This is a genomic window from Snodgrassella sp. B3088, from assembly GCF_026535815.1.
GTDB classification, from domain to species: Bacteria; Pseudomonadota; Gammaproteobacteria; order Burkholderiales; family Neisseriaceae; genus Snodgrassella; species Snodgrassella alvi_E.
Map to the genome: position 1 here is coordinate 1 of NZ_JAFNPG010000009.1, position 24,690 is coordinate 24,690.

The 24,690-nt window shown below is 42.1% G+C and carries 19 protein-coding genes; 7 read left to right on the forward strand and 12 right to left on the reverse strand.

The annotated features are described in order from the left end of the window. Positions 1-715 precede the first annotated feature (715 nt). The 4 genes from J3U75_RS06795 to J3U75_RS06810 all read left to right on the forward strand — a co-directional run bounded on the left by J3U75_RS06795 (position 716) and on the right by J3U75_RS06810 (position 6,873). A complete protein-coding gene (locus J3U75_RS06795; RefSeq protein ID WP_267391191.1) occupies positions 716-1,252 on the forward strand; it encodes a hypothetical protein in 537 nt (178 codons plus the stop codon). A gap of 57 nt (positions 1,253-1,309) precedes the next feature. Continuing rightward, the gene (locus J3U75_RS06800; RefSeq protein WP_267391192.1) at positions 1,310-1,501 is read left to right on the forward strand and encodes a hypothetical protein; all 192 of its coding nucleotides are present in this window, start codon (positions 1,310-1,312) and stop codon (positions 1,499-1,501) included. Positions 1,502-1,543: 42 nt separating this feature from the next. Further along, positions 1,544-5,860, forward strand: coding sequence for a calcium-binding protein (locus tag J3U75_RS06805; RefSeq protein ID WP_267391193.1), 4,317 nt, complete (start codon positions 1,544-1,546; stop codon positions 5,858-5,860). A 170-nt stretch (positions 5,861-6,030) separates the two neighbouring features. Beyond that, a complete protein-coding gene (locus J3U75_RS06810; protein WP_267391194.1) occupies positions 6,031-6,873 on the forward strand; it encodes a class II glutamine amidotransferase in 843 nt (280 codons plus the stop codon). 710 nt (positions 6,874-7,583) lie between these two features. Here the strand turns inward: J3U75_RS06810 and J3U75_RS06815 are convergent. The 5 genes from J3U75_RS06815 to J3U75_RS06835 form a co-directional block, all read right to left on the reverse strand. After that, complete coding sequence (locus J3U75_RS06815; RefSeq protein ID WP_267391195.1) at positions 7,584-8,945, reverse strand: sodium-dependent transporter; 1,362 nt, start codon at positions 8,943-8,945, stop codon at positions 7,584-7,586. A 227-nt stretch (positions 8,946-9,172) separates the two neighbouring features. Beyond that, positions 9,173-9,976, reverse strand: a complete 804-nt coding sequence (locus J3U75_RS06820; RefSeq protein ID WP_267391196.1) for a carbon-nitrogen hydrolase family protein — start codon at positions 9,974-9,976, stop codon at positions 9,173-9,175. 1,508 nt (positions 9,977-11,484) lie between these two features. Further along, the gene (locus J3U75_RS06825) at positions 11,485-11,985 is read right to left on the reverse strand and encodes a Fur family transcriptional regulator (protein ID WP_267391197.1); all 501 of its coding nucleotides are present in this window, start codon (positions 11,983-11,985) and stop codon (positions 11,485-11,487) included. A gap of 11 nt (positions 11,986-11,996) precedes the next feature. Further along, entirely contained in the window at positions 11,997-12,749 is a 753-nt protein-coding gene (locus tag J3U75_RS06830; protein ID WP_323811356.1) for an SDR family oxidoreductase, read from the reverse strand. 162 nt (positions 12,750-12,911) lie between these two features. Next, entirely contained in the window at positions 12,912-13,862 is a 951-nt protein-coding gene (locus J3U75_RS06835) for a D-alanyl-D-alanine carboxypeptidase family protein (RefSeq protein WP_100139853.1), read from the reverse strand. Positions 13,863-14,271: 409 nt separating this feature from the next. On the opposite strand from J3U75_RS06835, the gene clpX reads away from it, so the two are divergent. After that, entirely contained in the window at positions 14,272-15,546 is a 1,275-nt protein-coding gene (clpX, locus tag J3U75_RS06840; RefSeq protein ID WP_267391199.1) for an ATP-dependent Clp protease ATP-binding subunit ClpX, read from the forward strand. A gap of 182 nt (positions 15,547-15,728) precedes the next feature. Here clpX and J3U75_RS06845 read toward each other — a convergent pair whose 3' ends face one another. After that, positions 15,729-16,406: a S24 family peptidase gene (locus J3U75_RS06845; RefSeq protein ID WP_100139851.1), complete on the reverse strand. Its 678-nt coding sequence runs from the start codon at positions 16,404-16,406 to the stop codon at positions 15,729-15,731. A gap of 183 nt (positions 16,407-16,589) precedes the next feature. Here J3U75_RS06845 and J3U75_RS06850 point away from each other — a divergent pair, with 183 nt between their 5' ends. Next, a complete protein-coding gene (locus J3U75_RS06850) occupies positions 16,590-16,865 on the forward strand; it encodes a hypothetical protein (RefSeq protein WP_267391200.1) in 276 nt (91 codons plus the stop codon). A gap of 197 nt (positions 16,866-17,062) precedes the next feature. On the opposite strand, the gene mpl is transcribed toward J3U75_RS06850, so the two are convergent. From mpl to J3U75_RS06870, 4 genes are all read right to left on the reverse strand, one after another. Beyond that, positions 17,063-18,457, reverse strand: a complete 1,395-nt coding sequence (gene mpl / locus J3U75_RS06855) for a UDP-N-acetylmuramate:L-alanyl-gamma-D-glutamyl-meso-diaminopimelate ligase (RefSeq protein WP_267391202.1) — start codon at positions 18,455-18,457, stop codon at positions 17,063-17,065. 230 nt (positions 18,458-18,687) lie between these two features. Further along, the gene (locus J3U75_RS06860; protein ID WP_267391204.1) at positions 18,688-19,104 is read right to left on the reverse strand and encodes a hypothetical protein; all 417 of its coding nucleotides are present in this window, start codon (positions 19,102-19,104) and stop codon (positions 18,688-18,690) included. 658 nt (positions 19,105-19,762) lie between these two features. After that, positions 19,763-21,886, reverse strand: coding sequence for a polyribonucleotide nucleotidyltransferase (gene pnp / locus J3U75_RS06865; protein ID WP_267391206.1), 2,124 nt, complete (start codon positions 21,884-21,886; stop codon positions 19,763-19,765). After that, a complete protein-coding gene (locus tag J3U75_RS06870) occupies positions 21,868-22,071 on the reverse strand; it encodes a hypothetical protein (RefSeq protein ID WP_267391208.1) in 204 nt (67 codons plus the stop codon). Before J3U75_RS06870 ends, pnp begins: the two co-directional genes overlap by 19 nt. 232 nt (positions 22,072-22,303) lie before the next feature. On the opposite strand from J3U75_RS06870, the gene J3U75_RS06875 reads away from it, so the two are divergent. Next, the gene (locus J3U75_RS06875; RefSeq protein ID WP_180295869.1) at positions 22,304-22,879 is read left to right on the forward strand and encodes an acyl-CoA thioesterase; all 576 of its coding nucleotides are present in this window, start codon (positions 22,304-22,306) and stop codon (positions 22,877-22,879) included. Positions 22,880-23,106: 227 nt separating this feature from the next. Here the strand turns inward: J3U75_RS06875 and rpsO are convergent, their stop codons facing one another. Further along, complete coding sequence (gene rpsO, locus J3U75_RS06880) at positions 23,107-23,373, reverse strand: 30S ribosomal protein S15 (protein WP_100139845.1); 267 nt, start codon at positions 23,371-23,373, stop codon at positions 23,107-23,109. An 88-nt stretch (positions 23,374-23,461) separates the two neighbouring features. After that, positions 23,462-24,385 carry a tRNA pseudouridine(55) synthase TruB gene (gene truB, locus J3U75_RS06885; RefSeq protein WP_267391209.1) on the reverse strand — a complete coding sequence of 308 codons (924 nt, stop codon included), beginning with the start codon at positions 24,383-24,385 and terminating at the stop codon, positions 23,462-23,464. Between the last annotated feature and the right edge of the window lie 305 nt (positions 24,386-24,690).

Consider the following 24,690-nt stretch of genomic DNA (forward strand, 5'->3'; position numbering starts at 1 on the left):
AACCGAAAAAAATATCGCTGCCATACTGGATAGCTGGGTGGTGACTAATGATGGCAAATTAATTAAAAAGCAGGCTGGCAAGGTATAAATCGAAACAGATGCATACCTGTTACACCACTGACAGCAGAAATTATTTTTGTAACAATGCACGCAATATTGATACAACCTCATTCAGCCAATTTGCCATTTTTTAAGAGAAATTCCGGTTTGCTTGCTATTTTACGCTAAATATATTCNGGTAGATTGCATATATATTAAAACATAATAATCTATTTAGAGTTAATATTTCGTTACATTAGTTAATTTTCGTTTATGTTTTTGTTTGCATTATCTTAAAATTATGCTAATTTATACTTTAGTCTGATAGGAGACATCAGTATGAGAAATTTATTGATATCGTATGCTAAAGCTGTCTGTTTAACTGGCCTGCTTTTGCTGGCTGGCTGTTCTGATAAGGATAAAGACAAAGCCAAACAGCAGCCGGTACCTTTCANCTAATCAGGACCGATTTGGCCGCTATGATTCCATCGGCAATCTGGGCGGTAAACCGGTCAGTATTCCCGACGGCGTAGTACTTCACTGGGTACGTTATGTTGGAGACCCTGGTGATTTTGATGCCAGCAAAAAAGCACAAAAATACAAACGTCCGCCTATTACCTATCAGCTACCCATTGAAAGTTTTGGTTTGCTTTATCGCCTCACTGATGGTGCGCTGATGAGCTATAAAGAACAAACCGAAATAGATTATTTACATGATAATAAAACACTTATTCCTAAAGGTCAGCCTTTTCCGTGGGGTTATACAATTGTTTATAATCTATATAGCCCTAAACAAATTAAGACTTTCAATCGATGGTTTAATGATATTCTAGAATCTTCAAAAGAAAGCTGGGATTTTGAATATTCTAAGCAGCCTAATAAAGTATTTGGTTTAACTTATTATCAAGCCAATAACGGTATAGACCCCAGTACCAATCAGCCATGGACAGATAATATTGCAGGACGTGATCTGTATATCTATCGAGATTCAAATAATAACATTAAAACCCTTATCCTTTGCGATATTGTTGGGCAAGTACAATCTTGTCAACATGATTTTATTATTAGTAATTTTCCGATAAATGTCAGTATGAGTTACGACCGTACCTATCTCAAGTTATGGCGGCAAACCGAAAAAAATATCGCTGCCATACTGGATAGCTGGGTAGTCACTAATGAAGGCAAACTAATTAAAAAGCAGGCAGGTAAGTAAAATTTCCCAACTACGGGATGATATGTATTGTTAACAATTGATGAAAGGGGATGAAATATGTCTCAGCCAGCGCTATTAACCAAACAAGAACTTGATGCATGGAATAAAAAAATCAAAACAGGTAATTTGGCTGCTATCGGCGAAGTGTATCAGGCACTGCGGGAAAAGGGCTATGATTACGCCGGCTGGGCAATTGGCGTAGCCACCGGCGACAGCATCACCGGCAATGGGGCGCTGGCATTTATGTAAGCAGTAGCCAAAGATAATAAACAGACACTTACGCAAGCTAGAGTGGATAGCGTGCGCCGCGACATGGCTTTAGGTTATTTAGATATTTTGCGACAAAAGTTGATTAAAGGAGAAGGAGGCAAAGATATCAGCTATGATGAAATGTATAATTTCCATGCAGTAGTGTTTAAAAATAATAATCTGGATATCGACTATTGGACACTGTATGCCCCGATGTCAATTATCCAGAAAAATGCATCAATCACCCGAGCTGATGGCAGCATAATTAAAGGTGCTCAGGTAGTTGAAAATATGTGGGAAGACATCCGCGAAACCAAAGGAGAAGTTGTCAGTGGTGGTTCGATAGTAAGTTTAGAGCTGTATAATATTATGCTGGATGCCAAGAATGGCTATATTTATGTAGATAAATCCACAGGGAATGTAGTTTCCAGAAAAACAATCATTCGCACATTTACTTATTCACTTAGCCTATCTACAGGGGTGCTGGGTGAGATACTAAACAAGCCTGAGTTACCTGAACTGATAGCAGATAAGCTTGGTTTTAAAAAAATCGCCATTTCTGGCAAGGAACAACAGCAGGCACAGCAATGGTGTCGCGATACGGATATCGTGGCCGCAGGAATGGGGATAAGCGCAGAAGCGCTGGAACATAATGTGTTCAGTTTATCCAGCCATAGCTGGTATGATAAATATACCTCGCCGGAAAATAAGCTTACTGGCGAATTTTTCAGCAATAGCCACACTTCTACAACGACCAAACAACAATTAAAAAATAACTGGCTACTGGCTGGCGGCGCAGCAGTTACTAAATGGATTATGGCCGCCGTACTGAATAAAAGCATCCTCAATAGCCATGATGCACTGATATCTTCGATTAATGACCAGAATTTTCTGGAAAAAGGGCTGGAGTTTGTATTTGATTCTCAATCAGGGCACCGGCAGCCGGTAAACGGCATTAAAGATGAATATGAATTCAAATATCAGCTGGACTGGATAGAAGGTGCACCTGAATCAGTACTTGATTTACTGCAAAGGTTGACCAAACAGGGTGAGACAGAAAAAGTGTCTCTCTATCTGAATGCGTTGGAAAAGCTGAATCCGGTGGTAGTACTGAATCCTGACTTTGTACCTGAGCAACGTACGCTGGCACAAATGGGTGAAGATTGGGTAAAAATACGCTGCTGGCTGCTGCAGGAATTTCGCTATGCTCAGGCTTCTGAATTCAATCAGTATGTGGATAAGCAATTTGATTATGATGGATTTCACGATTTCTTCTCGGAGCGGCCGCGCTATCAACAGCTAAAAACCTTTGTGCAATCTATACGCAAGAGTTACGGATTTTCTGATAATGATGCCATTATGTTTAAAGATGGGGTATCCGGCCAGAGCTGGAGCACAAATCCTCAAGCCAATACTTCTGTGCATCAGGTGGTGATGCTGGCAGACAATGAAAATGGCGTTGCCCAAGGCGGAGCAGCTTCAGATGTGTTGGTTGGGGGTAATGGTAATGACCAAATAATAGGTGGCGGCGGTAATGATATCTTGATTGGTGGTGCTGGGTCTGATGCTTATTACTTCAATAGTGGTGACGGGCAGGATCGTATTATTGATAGTAACGGAAATGGTGATTTTTATTTGAATAATAAGCATTTTTCTTCCTATCAGTGGATAAAAAAAGAGCTGAATCTGTGGCAGACTAAAGATAATAAATGGCAGGTATGGCTGAATGAAGAAGGCGATTTATGTATTCAATCGCTAATTAATGATAAAGATATACTTACCATCAGCGGATGGAGCAAGCAAAGTGGAAACCAGCTTGGCATTCATTTACCTGCCATGGCCACACCACCAGATAAAGACAGAAAAAAATTTATGGGTGATTCTCGGCCGAAAATAATTCATGTAGAAGGCTACTTTGATGAAGATTTGCTACCTTACAAAGGTACTTATCATAAGGATTGGGATAATCGCGCCTCAGATGGCCGTATTATCAATGGCCTAGATGAAAAAGGATTTGAAGATGTGATTTTCGGTAGCGCCAAGAATGATGAAATCTGGGGCATGGCTGGAGGCGATGCCATAGACGGCAATGCCGGTGACGATGTGATTTATGGTGGCGATGGTACGGATTTGCTCACTGGCGGTGGTGGCTCGGACACGATAAAAGGTGGAGCTGGAGATGATTTTATTTTAGCCAACAATCATTTATCTATATCTGCACGGCACTCACCGAAAGAGCGTTGGAAAATGCCGGCTTCGGGTAAGAAACTTATTTATGCTGGCCCCAACTGGGGTGTTTATCTTGATAAAAATGATACTCAGATTCTGAGTGGTGTCACTTCAAGTATAAATGAAACTTCATCAATCTCAGCCGATGCTAGCTACAATGGTGATTTTTTATATGGCGGTGATGGCAATGATTATATTCTTGGCGGTAATCTGAATGATTATATTGAGGGTGATTCCGCAGCGCCGGACAGTACTGAGTGCGGTAATGATACGGTATATGGAATGGCAGGTAATGATTATATTATCGGCGGTAAAGGAAATGATATTTTATATGGCGATGGTATTATCTTACCTGGCTATCTGAATTATGCTTCCCTTTATGAGCATGGAGATGACCGTATCGATGGCGGCGAAGGCGCTGATGAGATTATTGGCGGTGGTGGAAATGACGTGATTATTGGTGGCGATGATAATGATTTCATTTATGGCGGCCAGGGAAATGATACGCTTTATGGGGACGATGGTCATGATCTTATTTATGGAGATGATGATCAAAACAACGAAATAAAAGGTAACGACTATATTGATGGCGGCGCTGGCTCAGACACTTTGGTGGGTGGCGGCGGAGATGACTGGATTTATGGTGGTAAAGGTGATGACGAAATATATGGTGATGAACATGTACCCTTTGCAAATGAAGACAGCTCTATAAATGGCTCCGATCATCTCTACGGTGAAGATGGTGATGATTTAATTGATGGTGGATATGGTGATGATGTAGTTGATGGCGGAGAGGGAAATGACAGGCTCTACGGTGGAGGTGGAAATGATTATATTTATGGTGGTAATGGTAACGATGTGATAGTCGGAGATTTCCTAAATATTACTGGCTGGATAATATCTAATAATAAATTAGAACCGCTTTATTTAATGACCAAGAATATGAAATATACAGGCGATGATGTCATTTACGGTGGCGATGGTGATGACAAAATATATGGCGACCTTCACACTGAATCAGAGCTTTCGGTAGGAAATGATATTTTATATGGCGAAGGTGGAAATGATTATATCAATGGTGGATACGGGAATGACTATCTGGACGGCGGCACTGGTGATGACAAACTAATAGGCAGTGATGGTAACGATGTGATTTATGGTGGTGATGGAAATGATATTATTTATGGCGACAGTGAAAAACCTGTAGATGATAATACAAGCCGTACCACCGGTAATGATATGCTTTATGGCGGGAATGGTAATGATTTCATCAGTGGTGGTAAAGGTGATGATAACCTCCAGGGTGATGATGGAGATGATCAGTTATACGGCGGTGAAGGCAACGATAACTTATATGGCGGCGCCGGTAACGATATACTGAAAGGTGGCAAAGGTAATGATTATCTGAATGGCGGTTTAGGAGATGATTATTACATTGTGGAAAATGGAGACGGAATCACAACCATTGATGATCATAACGGCTTGTCTTATATTAAAGTGGACAACTTAAAATCGCTTTCTTTTACTGCTTATAAAGATGGGATAATGGTTAAAAACAAGGTGAATGGCGATGCTATTTATCTGGTTGGCTATGATATTAAAAACAAGAAAAAAGATTCAGATTTAGCGAATATCATTTTTACAGAAGATGGTAAGCAAGGTAAGACCTTATTAAATCTGATTACTAAGAAAAAAACACTTAGCCCTGTCCCACAGAATGAAGCAATCAGTAGTGCTATTCAGAGCCGCCAGATAAATGCTATAGACGATAGTTTGCTTCGAGATTCAGATGATTCTTACAGTAATACTTCAGGGTTGGAACAACAATATTTCAACTGGCCGGATATAAACACTATGCTTCCAGATGCTGGTATCTTAAGAGACAATGATGCACAGGATATGGTAGCAGAAAATACATTTGCAGCAGCGATCAGCAAACCAGTAAAGGATGTTGCAGTAACTGCAAGCGCTGACTATGAGGTTTTTAATCATGCGACGGCGGCTTTACTTAATCAGGCCATTGCCAGCATGGATAAAGGATTTGCTGTTGCTGGTGTGGCGTGTTCTTCAGCTGAATATAAAGCTTTTACTTCTTCCGCTGAGATTTTATCTGCCTCATCAGTACTATAAAAGTCAGTGTCTAGTCTTGTAAGTCTACAAGTAAGCCTGTAACCACATTTACGGGCTTTTAATCATATTTTATGCGCTTGAATTATGGATTACTTTAATCAGGTTGTATAATCTTAAAATAGTGCAACATTATTATTACAGTATTTAATGATTGAAGGAGAAATATTAGTATGTGCCAGTTGTTAGGCATGGATTGCAATACCCCTACGGATATCGTGTTTTCTTTTGAAGGATTTCGTTTGCGCGGTGGGTTAACTGATAATCATGCGGATGGTTTCGGAATTGCTTTTTTCGAAGGCCATGGGGTACGCCTCCTGCAAGATGATAAACCTTGTGCCAGCTCACCTGTAGCCGATTTAGTGCAGCAATATAAAATCAAATCCGAAAATGTGATCGCACATATCCGCAAAGCCACTCAGGGACAAGTGCATTTGGTAAATACTCATCCTTTTGTACGCGAACTATGGGGAGAATACTGGGTATTTGCACATAATGGTAATCTACGCGGTTTCAAACCAGCCGAAGGAGAATATTTTACTCCGGTTGGCACCACTGATTCGGAAGAGGCATTTTGCTATCTACTGGAACAGCTACGCCAGCGTTTTCGCCATAAACCTGAGCGTGAAATTTTATTTAAAACAATTGCAGAAATCACAGCTGAGCTGCGCCAGTATGGGCTATTTAATTATATGCTTTCGAATGGCGACTGGTTAATCGCCCATGCCAGTACTTTGCTCTTTTATATTATTCGACAGGCGCCGTTTGGTAAGGCCGTGCTATCAGATGAAGATGTGGCGATTGATTTTTCTGCAGTAACTACACCACACGACCGAGTAGCTGTAATCGCCACCCTACCCCTTACCTGTAACGAACAATGGCAACAACTGGCTGTGAATGAATTAGTTATGTTTAGTCAGGGTGCGATTGTATTGCGAGATTGTGTTCAGCCACCGCAATATATGAGTGTGGAAGAAGGCTTAGCAATTGCGCGCAAGGCAGGCGTAACGATGTGAAGGAGCTGATATTAGGTAATTTATTTGCTAATGCGTATATAGCTAATTGCTAAACATGGTTCTGGACGTGAGGCAGAACCAGAAAATTGATTTTATTCGGGCTTGAAAAATGATTAGCCAGTATGCTGTAGCGAGCTATTGCCACAAAAATGATTTATCCGCTTACTTCTAAAGATTTCGGTATTCGACATATCTGCAGCGCTTTGATGAAACGGAAAAAAATTTAAATATTTATCATCCAAAATTTTGTTTTTTATCATCAGATGCTAATATTTTAATTGCATCCAGTTCAAAATATCGGCACAAAGATGGAGAGCATAAGTATTATCAACTTAGTTAAAAAATAATTTCTGCATAATAGCTTTTCATTACTTAAGCATAAAACGATATCACATTTTCTTCATTTTGCTGCTTAAACCAGATGGAAAAAGAATCCATGGTATTAAATGGTGGAAAAATAGATCATTTAAAAGCGAGCAGCATGACTTATGCAGCACTAATTCACTATACAAAAGAATGATTTAGAAGCTTTTATAAAAGCTAGTTTAAGATTGAACTATATCTAGATAAAATATAAACTATTTTATTTATTTTTATAAAAATCAAATAGTTACAAAACCTACCAATAAAAGCACAGGCCGGCATTTTTCTTTGCCGGCCTGTGCTTTTATTGGTGATAAACCTATATTCTAATAAGAATTAGACCAAGATTACATAAATCCGTAAATCAGAATAGCAATCACTGCCACTGGAATAACGATTCGGCATAAAAATTTCCACCCAGCAAATATTACTGGACTTAAATTCAGTTCTTGCCGGATGGTTTCCTGTTTCATCATCCAGCCAGCAAAAATAATGGTACCCAGACCAGTTAATGGCAACATCAGTTTACTGGTGAGGTAATCTAAGCAGTCAAAAATATTTTTACCGAAAATAGTTACATCCTGCCATTCATTAAAAGACAACAGACAGGCAATACCCAATGCCCAGATAACCACGCTACTTACCAGAGTGGCGGATTTACGGCCTAGGTGCGTTTTTTCTTCCAACAGTTCGACTGTTGGTTCCAGTAATGAAATTGAAGATGTCAGTGCTGCAAAAGTGAGAAAAATAAAGAACAGAATACCGATGATAGTACCGCCAGCCATATTACCGAAAGCAATTGGTAAAGTAACAAAGATAAGGCCAGGGCCTTCGCCCGGTTGCAAACCGTTGGCAAATACAAGAGGAAAAATGGCCATGCCCGACAACATGGCAACGATAACGTCCAGAATCACCACAGTACGAGCAGTAGAAATCAGATTAACATCTTTGCCCAGATAGGAGCCGTAGGCCATCATAATCCCCATACCAAGCGATAAACTGAAAAAGGCATGGCCAAGAGCCGCTAACACTGCTTTTCCGGTAATTGCGGACCAATTTGGGGTAAACAGGAAAGTGAATGCTCTACCAAAGGAAGGGCCACTGACAACCGCCGCATAAATCACCAGACCAATCAACAAAACGCCCAACCCCGGCATCATGATTTTACAAGAACGCTCCAGACCGGCTCCCACACCCATGGCAACAATCAATGCAGTTGCAAACATAAACACTGTATGCCATGTGAGCAAATGACTTACGCTACCGAGAAATTGCTGAAATACCAGACTGGTACCATCGCCATGCAGTCCTTTAAAGGTACCACTACCGGCCAGAAAGATATAATCGGTAGCCCAGCCGCCAATCACGCTATAGAAAGACAGAATCAAGAATGAACCTAAAACGCCGATAATCCCTACCCAGCGCCATGATTTAGAACGCCCTTCAGCAGCAGCTACATCTTCCATGGTATGAATCGGATTTTTCTGACCGCGGCGACCAATCAACCATTCGGCAACCAGTATCGGCAGGCCAATGATAAACATACAAATCAGATAGGTCAGCACAAAGGCAGAACCACCCATCTGCCCTGCCATGTAAGGAAATTTCCAGATATTGCCCAGACCCACTGCCGAACCTGCTGCGGCAAGCATAAAGCCCATCCGCGAGCTCCATTGCGAATGCGATTTTTTCTTAGTTCCACCACTCATAACTGCCCACTGCTTCCTAAATCAAAATTTGATAGAAAATTCAACATTTAACTTTATATAGTCAAAATTTAATCGATAATCATGCCATGATTCTCTTTTTTGGACAAGTAATGATTGCTGTTGTCCTGTTTAAATGACTACAGATTTGATTATTTAGACAAAACGTCTATCAAACTCGTCAGTTCCAGTGCGAAGGTTGCTATTTTATTGAACCAAATCATTCCTGATTACAATATGCGATGCTGGAGAGCCGGTAATTTACTGCGTACTGATTGCAGAAAATCATTATTCAGCTCCGCGGTAATCACACCCTCACCTTCCGGCAAACAGGCCAGCACTTCGCCCCATGGATTAATGATCATGCTGTGACCAAAGGTACGGCGGCCGTTTTGATGTGTGCCACCTTGTGCTGATGCGAGAAGATAGCATTGATTTTCAATTGCACGTGCGGTTAATAGCGTATGCCAGTGCGCTTTACCGGTGGTATAGGTAAAAGCAGCGGGCAGTACAAGTACATCAAAAGGCAGTTGAGCACGGAAGAATTCAGGAAAACGTAAATCGTAACAAATACCTTGAGCTACGGAAACATCATCTACTTTTAACTGCGGCACATCCATGCCACGCAAAATCGTATCGGCTTCTGCATAACTTTCATTGGCACCCACAAATCCAAACAGGTGCATTTTATGATAAAAGCCAAGCAGCTCACCGGCGCGGCCATATACCATCATAGTGTTAAGCACTTTGGCTTTATCTGTGCTTTGTAATGGTATAGTACCGCCAAAGAGCACGATACCCAATTCAGCGGCCAGCGATTTTAAAGCGGTTTGCAACGGTCCATCGCCAAATACTTCAGCCACCTTCACCTTATCAGTATCATTCTGCCCCATAATGGGCCAGTACTCTGGTAACACTACCCACTCAGCCCCAGCAGCCGCAGCTTGCCGCACCAGACGCTGCATAGACTGAATATTTTCCGCCACGTTCGTGCCAGAAACCATCTGCACAATGCCCACTGAGATGTTGTTCATATGTATCTCCTTAAACTGAATGCTGCTGCCAGAACTGTTGAATGAAAATTATTTATAGCCTCAACTTATTTTACATGCAAATTTTTTTAAGATATTTGACTGGCAAATAAATTTTTAAATTAGATTAAACACATGAATAAATTTTTGTCATACCTATTTTAATTAATATATTAATATTATTAGTTAATTTTAAAATCTGTTCAATTTTTTACTTTTAGTTTATTCTGTCACTAGAAATTGTCATTAATACAAAATAATAATTCTTTATTCATTACTATTATAAAAAAGAGGAATTTTTGCTAAAACTCTACTAGATTATCATCTTGTCAATGAAGTGCCTTTCCGGCTGCTGAAGAGGTAATTATTCAAACAAACTACAACAAATTTGAGTATTATTGCATTACTAGAAACAGCTTTCTCAAAATTATTTAAAATCCTTATTCAAACGAACAGATTCATATTGAAAGTTTGTTTCAATTACAGCTAAAAATTAATATAAATAAAGCAATACCAAATTTGACAGTGCGCTACTTTCACCATCATTACTATAGACACAGATTCATTATCGAATATAAAAGCATTATCTAAATATATATTCTGGATGGTTTGAATTAACTGAATAATTAACTTAATAAAAATTAAGAGGATAAAAATGTGTTTGAAAACCAATTACGACGAACAATAAAAAATACATCAGAAAATATTTAGAGCCATTGATAATTTTGACAGTTATATTATTCAAGCTGGTGGGTGTGCTGATAAAACCTACATACTAATTGAGTCGTTAAAGTATTTTCTCCAGCATAGAATCAATAAATTACGTAAAAACAATTGAGGGCTATACTGATGGCCTGCTGCATGAAGAAATGTTTGGATAGAAGCAAAAACCAAGCCCGATGTAAAACTAACAGATAAACAAATAGATAAAAAATCAACAAGAGAAACTCAGCTATAAAAAAGATTCTGAACAGTGGCTTAGATTTATGACAACAATGGATGACTTTTCAACAATGAGCACGATAAGCTGCAAACATTTCAATACAAAACGTATGATGGCACCAAGATAAAAATATGACAATGTAGCAATAATCTTGGGATATAACCTTAGGAGAAACAATAAAAATAATTTTAAAATTTTTTTGCCAGTCTGTCTCTAGAGCCGGAACAAACGTATACGGAAGAGGAAACCAGAAAATTGGAGAATAGCCGTAATCTGTTTTATACCGCCTGCTCTCGCGCACGGAAAAAACTATGGATTCTTTATTTGGATGATATTAAAGATGTCGAAGATAACTTGAAGAAGCTGTTTACATCTATTAAGCCTTTTAAATATCAGGGATAGCTGCTGGGGTAATGGCAATCTAATGGTTTATTATGGTTTCTAGAGAGTGCAGGCACTTTGGCGAGACTGAATATATTGCTTGTTTGAAATATCGCGAAAAATTCAGCACAGCCTGAAATTTAGAATATCAGGCAGGCAAAATACAGATTGAATTTTGGAAGCTATTTTAAGCTGGCTTTAGCTGGCAATGCCGGCAGATTCCGGTAAGTACGATGTGTTCATCATTCAATATGAAACCATTGTCGGCTGCACGCCGGCGTAGAGCTGCCCATTCAGAGCTCAGGCTTTGTTCATCCACAGTACCGCACTGGTTGCAAACCAGTACAAAATCGTTGTGGTGGATGTCATCTTCATGACAATCACTATTACATTCATGCTGCACATGGCGACAGAGAATATAACCGTTTACCGCTGGTATTTTATGCAATACTCCCTGCTCTGCCCAAAAGTCCAAGGCGCGATAGGCAGTTGGCGGAGCAATGGTGTTGCTGCTGTGTTGCTGCATGTGTGTCAGTACTTGATAAGCTTTAATGACACCGCTCATGTTTAATACAATATCCAGAACTTGTTCGCGCAATTGGGTGATGGTGACGCTGTGCTGGACACATTGAGCAATGATGCAGGCTTTTTCTTCAGCTTTGGACTGCCACACGGTCTTACTACTCATTCTAATCAGCCTCAATCCAAATCACGGGTTACACTTAGGCCGGCAAATGTTTGTGCTACAGGCATAATTTCAATGTGATTTACATTCATATGAGCTGGTGTCTGATAGAGCCATAACACGGTATTAGCGATGTCTGCTGGTTGCAGATAGCTGATGTGTTCGTATACAGCCGCAGCTTGCTGCTCATCGCCGCGAAAACGGACATTAGAAAATTCAGTATCGCCACACAGGCCCGGGGCGATATTGGTGACACGTATGCGGGTACCGGCCAGATCGGTACGTAGATTGAGGCTGAACTGGCGCACAAAAGCTTTGGTGGCACCATAAACATTGCCGCCTTTATACGGCCAAGAACCAGCAGTTGAGCCAAGGTTGATGATATAACCGGCATTTTTGGCTACCATGCGTGGCAGTATCTGACGGGTAACATAGGTTAAACCAAGAATATTGGTATGAATCATGGTTTCCCAGTCGGCATAGTTTGCTTCCTGAGCGGGCTCCATACCTAGTGCCAGACCAGCATTATTCACCAATAAATCGATATCTGCCCATGTGCCTTGCAGGGAGGCCAGCGCATTATCTACACTTTGTTTGTCGGCAACATCCATGTGCAGGGGTAAAAAGTTGGTACCCAGCTCGGCTTGTAATTGGTGTAGTTTTTCCAACCGCCGCGCCGCACCGATAACTTGATATCCTGCACGAACCATTACCCGACACATTTCGGCACCAAAACCGGCAGAAGCACCTGTAATTATTATAGCCATATCTGTACCTTTTCCTGTTGTCTGTTTCAGAATTGATTCCGGTATTTCCTCCAATGTTAGCACGTTCTGCAATGTTGTCTAAGCTGCTCAGTAGTCAGGTTTATCGACTACATAACAAAAACCCCGTTATCGCTAACGGGGAAATCAGTATCAGTACAGTAATCAGAGAGATTGCTGCATCGCCCATGAACGTAACGCACGGGCGTCACTAACACGGGTGGTAGAGCTTGGAGAATTAAGCAGCACAATGGTCACGGGTTGATTTTGTACACTGGTGAGCAGCACCATGGAGCGGCCAGCTTCACGGATATAGCCAGTTTTCTGTAGAGCTATCGGCCATACACCTTCACGTACCAGTGCATTGGAATTGTGATACTGCTCTACGCGGCCATTACTGGTATAAACCGAGCCGGAATTATCAGTGGAATATTGTCTGATAAGCGGATATTGGCTGGCGCCACGTACCAACAGTGCCAGATCGCGTGCAGTAGCCTGATTACGCGGGTCGAGGCCGGTTGGTTCGTAGAAACGTGCATTATTCATACCCAGCTCGGCTGCTTTGCGATTCATGGCTTCTACAAATGCCGGCATTCCTCCTGGATAAGTGCGTGCCAGCGCATGGATAGCACGATTTTCACTGCTCATCAGGCCGATGTGTAGCAATTCGCGCCGCGTCATCACTGTGCCAACAGATAGACGGCTGGTAGAGTTTTTCAGCCGGTCTATTTCAGCATCGGTGATGGTAATCGGCTCGTTCATATTCTGATTGGCATCCAGCACCACCATGGCGGAGAGAAGCTTGGATATGGAAGCAATGGAACGAACTTGATTAATATTTTTTTGATAAAGGATTTCTCCGGTCTGATTGTTCATAATCAAGGCCGATTGTGAACTTAATAAAGGACCGGCAATTTGTGCGCGAGCTTCCAGATTGGCATCTGGGTGGTTACTGATAAATGAGCTGAGGGTGTCAGACTGGCCACCGGCCTGTTTTTGTTCGATAAATCTGCCGAGAACATCTAGATCACCGGCTACCGTAGGTACGGCAAAAAACAGACTACTGCTTAACAAGCTTACCCACTGCCAGCGACGCAGACAAGATAAACGTGACATGATAACTTCCTTTTTGACCCTGTGTGAGGGTTATATAATTTTCTATTAGTTGCTTATTCTGAACGTACGAAAGGTGCGGCTAGGCTACACCTATGGTTGAGAGGCGTGTTTAAACGTACAAATTATCAGTACGAAATTTTGTTTCTCTTATTGATTATAAGGCAATTTCAAGCACGGCCGGTATTTTCTGAGCCAATTTAATTGTTTAAAAGCTGTTTATAAACGATATTTTAATTAGTTTTGCATTGCTAAACTGATTTCGCAAGTGGATAAAACAACATCAGCATTTGGTTTGATATCAAGCTAATAACATTATATACTCGTTTTTTGGCCGGATCTGGGCAATTTGCGCTTTAGACATCTGGATCGGCTTTCGCTATAAGCTCTTTTTTCTGATGAAAACCTGTTTATGAGTAAAGAAATTCGTTATTGTTCGTTTTGCGGGAAACCGGAAAACGAAGTTAAAAATCTGATTGAAGGTGACAACGCATTAATCTGTAATGAATGCGTGGATACATGCAACGACATGCTACATAATGCAGGTGCTTCTTCTGCAGAAAAATTTAAGCCGGCAGGTACTGATACCGACAGCGGCCTAGACAAGCTGCCAACACCGGCGGAAATTGTGGCGAATCTGGATCAATATGTAATTGGGCAGGAAACGGCCAAAAAATCACTGGCGGTGGCTGTATACAATCATTATAAACGCCTGCGTTTTGGCAAAGAAGAAGGACAGGTAGAGCTGTCTAAATCCAATATTCTTCTGATTGGCCCAACCGGCTCCGGTAAAACGCTGCTGGCACAAACGTTGGCTCGTAAGCTTGATGTGCCGTTTGTGATGGCAGATGCCACAACCCTTACTGAGGCCGGCTATGTGGGTGAGGATGTAGAACAGATTATTACTAAATTGCTAAGCAAATGCGATTTTGATGTACAGAAAGCGCAAAGAGGTATTGTATATATTGATGAAATCGATAAGATTTCTCGCAAAAGTGATAATCCTTCTATTACTCGGGATGTATCTGGGGAAGGCGTACAACAGGCATTGCTTAAATTGGTGGAAGGTACGGTGGCTTCAGTACCGCCACAAGGCGGCCGTAAGCATCCTAATCAGGAATTCATTAATGTTGATACCACGAATATTCTGTTTATTTGTGGTGGTGCATTTGCCGGTCTGGAAAAGGTAATTCGTCAGCGCACAGAAAAAGGTGGTATTGGTTTTGGTGCGGCGGTACACAGTAAAGATGAAAACACTAATGTTAGTGAACTATTTCAAACTGTGGAACCAGAAGATCTGATTAAATTCGGTTTGATTCCTGAGCTGATCGGCCGTTTACCGGTGATTGCAACGCTGGCCGAACTGGATGAAGATGCTTTGATTAATATTCTGACCGAACCGAAAAATGCTTTAATCAAACAGTTTCAGGCATTATTTGCTATGGAAGGTGTGGAATTACAAGTACAGCCTTCTGCTCTGCAAGCAATTGCCAAACTGGCTATGGCGCGTAAAACTGGTGCACGTGGCTTGCGCTCCATTGTGGAAAAAGCATTGCTGAATACAATGTATGCTCTGCCGGATTTAACCGATGTGAAAAAGGTAGTGGTAAATCAAGATGTGATTGATAAAGGTGCAGAGCCTGAATGGTTACTCGCAGATGGTAGTGTATATAAAACTAAGAAATAATCGGAATTTGTTCCAATAAAAAAAGCCGTCTGAATTTTGCTATTCAGATGGCTTTTTTAATGCATTCATCTAGAGAACATATTAATAGAAAGCTTGAACCAGCCTGATTGAAACGGAAAGATGCAATACCTTAGCAAGGTTGAATTATCAAGACAATAATTTAATATCTGCTCTGCACAACTTTATAGATAGCGTCCAAACCATAAAACTTTGCCAATAATCTGCACATCGTCACTTTCGCTATCCAGCCTGATTTCGAAACTTGGATAGGCTTCGTTGGCAGAAATCACATTTACCACATTTCCCGGCATCAGCTGCAGACGTTTAACCAATAAATTGTCGTTGATACGCAATACATACAAGCCATCACGGCGGATATGATTCATTTGCTGCACCAATATGGTATCGCCATCATTTAATACGCCTTCCATGGAGTCGCCTTTAACCGATATAACTGATAAGCCGCTCACTTCGGGGCTAATCATTGCGTTTATCCAGTCCTTGCGAAATGCCATAGTAAACATCGGTTTTTCGTTATCCACTAGACTACCGTGTCCGGCAGCAGCTTCAATGGCATAACGCGGCACATAGACAAAGTCATCAGCATTCACTGGATTACCTAGTGTATCGTGTGCCGCCTGTGTAGGCTGCTCGGGAAAAGGCTCTCCTTCTCCGGTGAGCAGCCAGTCGATACTGCATCCCTTCAATTCTTTGATGCGTTTCAGGGTTTCTGCTTTAGGTAGACCGCCTTCATGCCAGATTCGGCTGAATCCGGCCATGGTCATGTCTATGTCTGTGGCAATTTTGGATTGGCGCTCCCCTGGCCAGAGTGAAGCCAGACGATCCTTAAATGTTTGCATGCACAAACTCCAGCAATTATTAGAAATAACGTTATTAAATTTGTTTTTATTATACAACAATTTTAAAAAAATAAATACTAAATTAATTTTCAAGAAATTTTTAGGTTGTTTATTTATTTTTTTCTAAGTAATATAGCAAAAAATAAATAAATTATTAGATTTATCTAATTTATGGAGTCAATCATGAATGTGTTGAAGACTGTCGGGTTGGTGGCTGTATTGTTATTACTGGGCAATTTTCGCCCTACTCCGGCCGGTGCCATGGCTGCACCAGCTTCATTTACACAAGTGCTGAACTGTCAGTATCTGGCACAACTGACCTATACCGAGATGAATACAGTTCAGACAGAAGCAGCCAAAAGCTGCGATCAGCGCGAAGCTGCCCGTGACTGGCTAAGTACATATGGCAAGATGAACCATACTGAGTTAGCTAAAGCCATGGTAAATGAAGCATCCTGAATGATAAACTTTTAATCGGCAGCAATTGAGTGTCTGCTGTACGCTAACAATTGTGAATTGGTATAAGCTGTTTGAATATTCTGCTTAAATAAAGAATAATTAAAGCCGGCTACCCACATGGGAGCAACCGGCTTGACATACTGAGAATAGCTATATCTTTTTGGTTTTGGTTTGTTTTACCAATGATGATTTATCAGCTATTTATTTGATAGTTTTGTTAGTAGCTGTTGATGGATACCACCAAAGCTGCCGTTGCTCATTACCAGAATATGATCGCCCTGCTTAGCTTCTTCTACAATGGCAGCGATTAGTGACGGCATATCCTGAAATACTTCCACTTTGTTTTGCAACGGACTTAATGCTGTTGCTACATCCCAATCCACACCACCGGCATAGCAGTATACTTTATCGGCCTCGGCCAAACTGGTGGGTAATGCTGATTTCATGGTACCCAGTTTCATAGTATTAGAACGCGGCTCCAATACAGCCAAAATACGGGCATCAGTGACTTTCTGGCGTAATCCAGCAATGGTGGTCGCAATAGCGGTGGGATGATGAGCAAAATCATCATATACGGTAATATTGTTGACGACGCCCTTGATTTCCATGCGTCGTTTGACATTCTGAAAACGTGACAGTGCGGCGCATGATTGCTCTACGGTCACACCTACATGCCGAGCGGCAGCAATGACAGCCAGCGCATTCATGCGGTTATGCTGTCCAAGCAGCTGCCATTCGATATGGCCGACTTTCTGCTGCTGAAAAAGCACATCGAAACCACCTGTTTTAGAAACTTCGCCTACCTGCCAGTCTTTATCAGAGCCAAAGCCTTCTACTTGAGACCAGCAGCCTTGTTGTAATACTTCGGATAATGCTTGGGATTCGTCGTTGACTACAATTAGTCCTTCGCTGGGGATGGTACGTACTAGATGGTGAAACTGGGTCTGGATGGCAGACAAATCAGGAAATATGTCGGCGTGATCATATTCCAGATTATTGAGAATGGCGGTACGCGGGTGATAATGAACGAATTTACTGCGTTTATCAAAAAATGCGGTATCGTATTCGTCGGCCTCGATTACAAAAAACGGGCTGGTTTCGGCGCGGCTATCAGCCTGTGTAGCCGGCGGAATTTGTGGCAGTCTTGCAGACACAGCAAAATTCTGTGGTACGCCACCTATCAGAAAACCAGGCGCAAGACCGGCTTCTTCTAGTACCCAGGCCAACATGCTGGCAGTGGTGGTTTTACCATGGGTGCCGGCTACGGCTAATACCCAGTGCTGTTGCAATATGTTTTCAGCCAGCCATTGCGGCCCTGAGGTATAAGGCAGATTACGATTGAGAATGGCTTCGACCACCGGCATGCCGCGACGGGCAACATTGCCGATGACGTAGATATCTGCCGGATAATTATCCAGCTGTGCTGCTTCAAACCCTTCTACCACATCTATACCTAAATCAGCCAGCTGGGTACTCATAGGCGGATACATTTTGGCATCACAACCGGTAACGCGGTAGCCAGCCTGTTTGGCAATGGCAGCAAGGCCTCCCATAAATGTGCCGCCAATTCCGATAATGTGGATATGCTGCATTTTTTATCTCTGCGCGCTGAAAACCAGCATTATAGACCGTTGTTAATATCTGTGACGCGTCTGTTTTGCGTTTTTGCAGCGGATAGCCATAAAAATGATTTTTGGCGTACTGAAATGTTTTTTATGTGTGCTAAGTAAGTATGTACTGATAGCTATGTATCCGAACTCTTCATTCACAACATGAAATTATTAATAGTGAGCTGCATATCTGCTAACGGAATGCTATCAGCTCAGGAGGCGCTGATGATGTAACGTTGCAGTATATTTTTCAAATTATTTTTTTGCCATTTGGCGGCTAATATAAAGTTTGGAATTTTAAAAGTGTATTTTTGCTGCTCATAAATAAACGTTAATTCACCTCTGAAAAAGCCTGTTTTGTAGCTCAGACTGGTAATTTTGGTCATTGGAATAACGGTTATAGATTCAGATAAATTGGCGTTAGCCGTTAGACCAATGAGAATGATTTTTTCTGCATTAAAATAAATCAGAATATGCCGAATAAATAAAGTTGCCAATCCAGATAGTAAAGCATATTGCCAAGCTTTGGCATTAATCATGCCATAGATGATTGAAGACTGATCTAAAGGTGGTAATTGGTGCTGTATAAAATAAGTCGTAATGTTTTCTAGTTTTAAACCATTTCCCATGATGTTTCCTTGTTAAATTGATATTCTTTTGTAATATTATATTCCTATATGCTTTTTATTTAAACTAAAGAGGATGAATGTTGTGCTTTTATTTTTTGGCAGCAGTGGATATTTTTAGCCTAAGCAATCATGTCTGCCATCAACTTATTGGAACTGATTAATCTAGCTATGCTTGCATTGCTATAGTCTAAGAAGATGTTAGCAGGAAAATAAATTTCTGAAATAGCGCATTGGAAAGTCTGATTAGAAATATCCACACGATAGAAATAGCTACTCTGATTATCTTTATTTTTTAAAAATAGGTTTATCAAAAGCTGTCATGGCGGGAATAAATACACATTATTCCTGTAAATATTGGGATGTTACTGCACATAAACTGTGGATAACTAATTTAGGCAGTTGTTATAATGAAATTTTATTTCGCTGCTTAAAATTTAAGCAATTCCCTACCATGTGTTTTGATTCCAGCTTGTTTGGCTCTCAATCTGTCAAGGATGAGTGCTCTGCAATAATGAAAAACGCTATTTAGCAGATTTATTCTGGCCTATAGTTGTCAACAGGTTTGTATATGAGGTGGATGAATCTGGCTAATCCACAAGCTTTCCACATATAAAAACTGCCTTGCGATGCAAGGCAGTTTGAATGGTAAAAACAGAATTTAGTGTTCTTCAGGTTTGGCTTCCTGTGGTGCTTTTTCCAGCAGCGCTTTGATGGACAAACGCACACGGCCGCGGTCGTCGATTTCTAAAGCTTTTACTTTTACCTGCTGACCAATTTGTAGGTAGTCACTAACATTTTTTACACGCTCGTGGGAAATCTGGCTGATGTGTACCAGACCATCTTTGCCTGGCATAACAGATACAATTGCGCCCACATTGTTATCCAAAATCTTGATTACTGTGCCATCGTACACTTTGCCCACTTCCACTTCAGCCGTAATTTCTTCAATACGACGTTTAGCGGCTTCACCTGCTTCGCTGGTAGTAGCTGCAATGGTAATGGTGCCATCTTCTGCAATATTGATTTCGGTACCGGTTTCGGCAGTAAGGGTACGGATGGTTTCGCCGCCTTTACCAATCACATCGCGGATTTTGTCTTGATGGATTTTCATCGTGAATAATCGCGGTGCATGGGCAGATAATTCCTGCGGACCTTCTACAGCTTCCTGCATCTGGCTCAGAATTTTTAGACGTGCTTCTTTGGCCTGTGCCAGTGCTATCTGCATGATTTCTTTGGTAATACCTTGAATTTTGATATCCATCTGCAATGCAGTAACGCCGCTGGTGGTACCGGCCACTTTGAAATCCATATCGCCGAGGTGGTCTTCGTCGCCAAGAATGTCGGTCAAAACGGCAAATTTGTTACCATCCAATATTAAACCCATGGCAATGCCGGCCACATGACTTTTCAGTGGGACACCGGCATTGAGCAAGCTCAGGCAACCAGCGCAAACGCTGGCCATGGAAGATGAACCGTTGGATTCTGTAATTTCAGATACCACGCGCATGGTGTAGCTGAAGTCTTCCACATCTGGCAGCACAGCCAGTAAAGCACGTTTAGCCAGACGGCCATGGCCGATTTCACGGCGTTTTGGTGCACCCATGCGCCCCACTTCACCGGTAGAGTATGGTGGGAAGTTGTAATGCAACATGAAGCGGTCGGTATATTCGCCACTCAGTGCATCAATAATCTGTTCGTCACGCTGGGTACCCAGAGTGGCTGTAGCCAAAGATTGGGTTTCGCCGCGGGTGAATAAAGCTGAACCGTGGGTACGGGGTAAAACACCGGTCTGAATATTAATCGGGCGCACGGTACGGGTATCACGGCCGTCAATACGCGGCTGGCCTTCAAGAATCTGCCCACGTACAACTTCTTTTTCTAAATCTTTGAAAATTCCCCGAATCTGGTTGGCTAGCAGTGTATCGGTTTCTTCGGTAATTAATGCGCTTTCTACTGCGGCCCAAGCTTCGTCGAGCTTGGCAGTGCGTGCCTGCTTCTGTTTGATTTTAAAAGCAGCATCAATGGTGGCTCCGGCAAGTTCGCGTACACGAGCAATCAGTGTATCGTCGGTTGCCGGTGGCTGCCAGTCCCATATTTCTGGATTAACTTCGTCGGCAAATTCGTTAATGGCACGGATAGCCGCCTGCATTTGGTCGTGACCGTAAACTACGGCACCAAGCATGGTTTCTTCAGACAGTACATCGGCTTCAGATTCCACCATCAATACAGCTTTTTCGGTACCCGCCACGACTAGATCTAGCTGAGATTGTGCCAACTGTGCTTTAGTAGGATTGAGTACGTATTCTCCATTTACGTAACCAACGCGGGCTGCACCAATCGGGCCTGCAAATGGTACGCCAGTCAGCAGTAGAGCTGCGGATGCACCTAGCATGGCTGGTATATCAGAGTCGATTTCAGGGTCAATGGATACCACCATAGCCACAATCTGAATATCGTTGAAAAAACCTTCAGGAAATAATGGACGTATTGGACGATCTATCAGGCGGCTGGTAAGAATTTCTTTTTCGCTTTGTTTACCTTCCCGTTTAAAAAAGCCACCGGGAATTTTACCGGCTGCATAAGTGCGTTCTAAATAATCCACGGTGAGCGGAAAAAAATCTTGTCCGGGTTTTACTTCTTTTGCAGCGGTAACGGCTACCAGTACCACGGTATCGCCCATGGAAATTTTAACCGCACCGGCTGCTTGACGGGCAATTTCACCAGTTTCAAGAGTGACGGTCTGATTTCCATACTGAAAGGTTTTTATGTGTTTATTGAACATGCTGAACTTTCTGTTTCAGTTTCTGCAAAAGTCGCACCTGCTAAAAAACCTAACAATGTATACGCTTTGTACATATACATAGGTAGGGTTTCTGGCCGGGCGAGGTTTGCAAATGATGGTTGATTGGGATTAACAGGGTTGTGGTAACCCTCAATACGCTTTGTATTATGGGTAAATTCTAACATATATTTTTTAGCTTATCTCTAACCTGATGTCTACTAACCAGTAGAACCGGTTTTTGCAGGTATTTTTGGTCTTTTTTGGCGGAAAAGAGCGGATATTTATGCTGATCGTACTTTTTACCAATCTGTGCGCATATTAATTGGATTGGGTTATATGTTAGAATTAATGTGATTGATGTTAATTTTATTGGTTCAACCGGATTGGCTGTACCTGTTTTAATGGGGAATGATAATTATGTCCGAACTTTTGTATAAAAAACCGACTGACAGTGATGTATTGCTTTCGGTGGTCATGCATCCGGAAGATACCAATGCTAATAATACGATTTTCGGCGGCCGTATTCTGGCGCTGATGGATCAGGCGGCCTATGCCTGTGCCTGCAAGCATGCGCGCTGCGTAACAGTAACGGCAGCGATTAATACGGTGAATTTTCGTACGCCGATTTATGTGGGAGATCTGGTATCCATTAAGGCACGGGTAAATTATGTGGGAAAATCATCGATGATGATTGGTATCCGTGTGGAAGCGGAAAATCTGATTAACGGAGATATTCGCCACAGTAATTCAAGTTATTTCACTATGGTGGCGATTGATTCTGCTACCGGCAAGCCGCAAACTGTACCTGGGCTGATTTTGGAAACACCAAATGAGGTACGCCGTTTTGTGCGTTCGTATACGCGTAAAATAGAACAGCAGGAAAGTTTGAAAGAGTTTCAGGCCAAAGCTTTTCATTTAAGTAAAGACCATCTGGACTGGTGCCAAACTCAGAATGCGCGTTTAAATCCTGATTTATATAATGAAATAGGCTGATTTTACTGGCCTGTGTTTTTTCGTTTCAGCCGAGGCTAAGCACAGGCCTTGTCTGTTTCATCGATAAGACAGGATGAGTCGTATATGTGGTTTTCTGCCTACTGCCTGCATTGATGGCAAAATAAATATAGGGTGGACTTTGGTTGGGGATAATTTTTTACAAGTTACTATAGAATTAAAAAAAGCCGTCTTGTAATCAAGACGGCTTTTTTAGCAGCATAGCATGCTTATTTACGCAGACCCAGACGGCCAATCAGCTCGCGGTAGGTATCCGGTTTGGTACGACGGATATACGCCAACAGACGACGACGGGAACTTACCATTTTCAATAGACCACGACGGCTGTGATGATCTTTAGGATTAGCTTTGAAGTGGCCGGTAAGGTCGTTAATACGGAAGGTCAGCAATGCGATTTGTACTTCAGAAGAACCAGTATCGCCTTCGGTACGCTGATAATCTTTTACGATTTGTGCTTTTTGTTCAACAGATAACATGTAATTCACTCTATTAAAAAAGCCTTTCGGCAGACAAGTTGGCCAAGCTAACAATAAAGTCTGACAACGGCCAACTCCAAATAGGTATTTAGCTCTCTACATTGGTGCTCATCAGACGCAGTACTTTGAGACGGCTGCTGGCAGCCTGATACTGAACCAACCCGATGAAGCGGCCACTGGTGGCATAAATACGCAAGGGGCACATTGTGCCATAATTTTGTCCGGAATGCACGGCTATCCCGTGCTGCAATTGCAAAATTTCTTTATCGGTAAGTGTGGCTGCCGGTAAATGTTGTACCAGCACATCGCTGGGAAGCAGCCAATTATCACGTGCTGATTCATCCAGACTGCTGATAGCGGCAAGGGTATGGGTCTGGTCGATACTAAACCCAGCGGTAGCGGTACGACGTAGTGCTGTCAGATGAGCCACTGTCCCCATATGCTGAGCTATATCTTCAGCTAGAGTGCGGATGTAGGTACCTTTGCTGCAGCGCACGTTGATAATCAGTGTAGGATAGGCAAACTCTACAATATCAATCTGATAAATGGTTACCTGCCGGCTTTTGCGTTCGATGGTGATGCCGGCACGTGCGTATTCATATAATGGTTTGCCTTGATGTTTGATAGCCGAATACATGGGCGGTGTCTGGGTTATTTCACCACTGAAAGCAGCGATGGCAGACTGCACCTGTGCCAGTGTGATGTGGGTATCGGCTGTAGCTACAACTTCGCCTTCAGCATCGCCGGTACTGGTGGCGACGCCAAGCTGTAATGTCGCTGTGTAAGCTTTGTCTGCATCAAGCAGATACTGGGCAAATTTAGTGGCCTCTCCAAAACATACCGGCAGTAGACCGGTGGCCAGCGGGTCGAGTACACCAGTGTGTCCGGCTTTGGCGGCACCATATAAAAAGCGCGCCCGCTGTAAAGCGCTGTTGCTGCTCATGTCTCTGTCTTTGTCCAGCAGCAGTACACCACTGAGAGCGCGTTTGCGTCGGCTGATATGTGTATTCATGATGATTCGGGGGGAATTTGGTTTACTTTATTCAGGCGCCTGCATCATAACACGGTTTCTGCAGCTGTCTGGTATGGGTATCTGTTGCCAACAGGGATAAGCAACGCTTACGCTTGAAAGGGCTAAGTTTGCAAATTGATGTGTTATCTTAATTCGTGGTTTGTTGCTGTTAGGCTGGTTTTAAGATGTTTCGGCTGATGCTGGAGCAGGATAAGAATTAGTATTAATCAATTATTTAAAATCTGCTATGAATTCTTAAACATATATTGTATCTGGCATTAATTTATTCTTACGCAAAGGCTTTG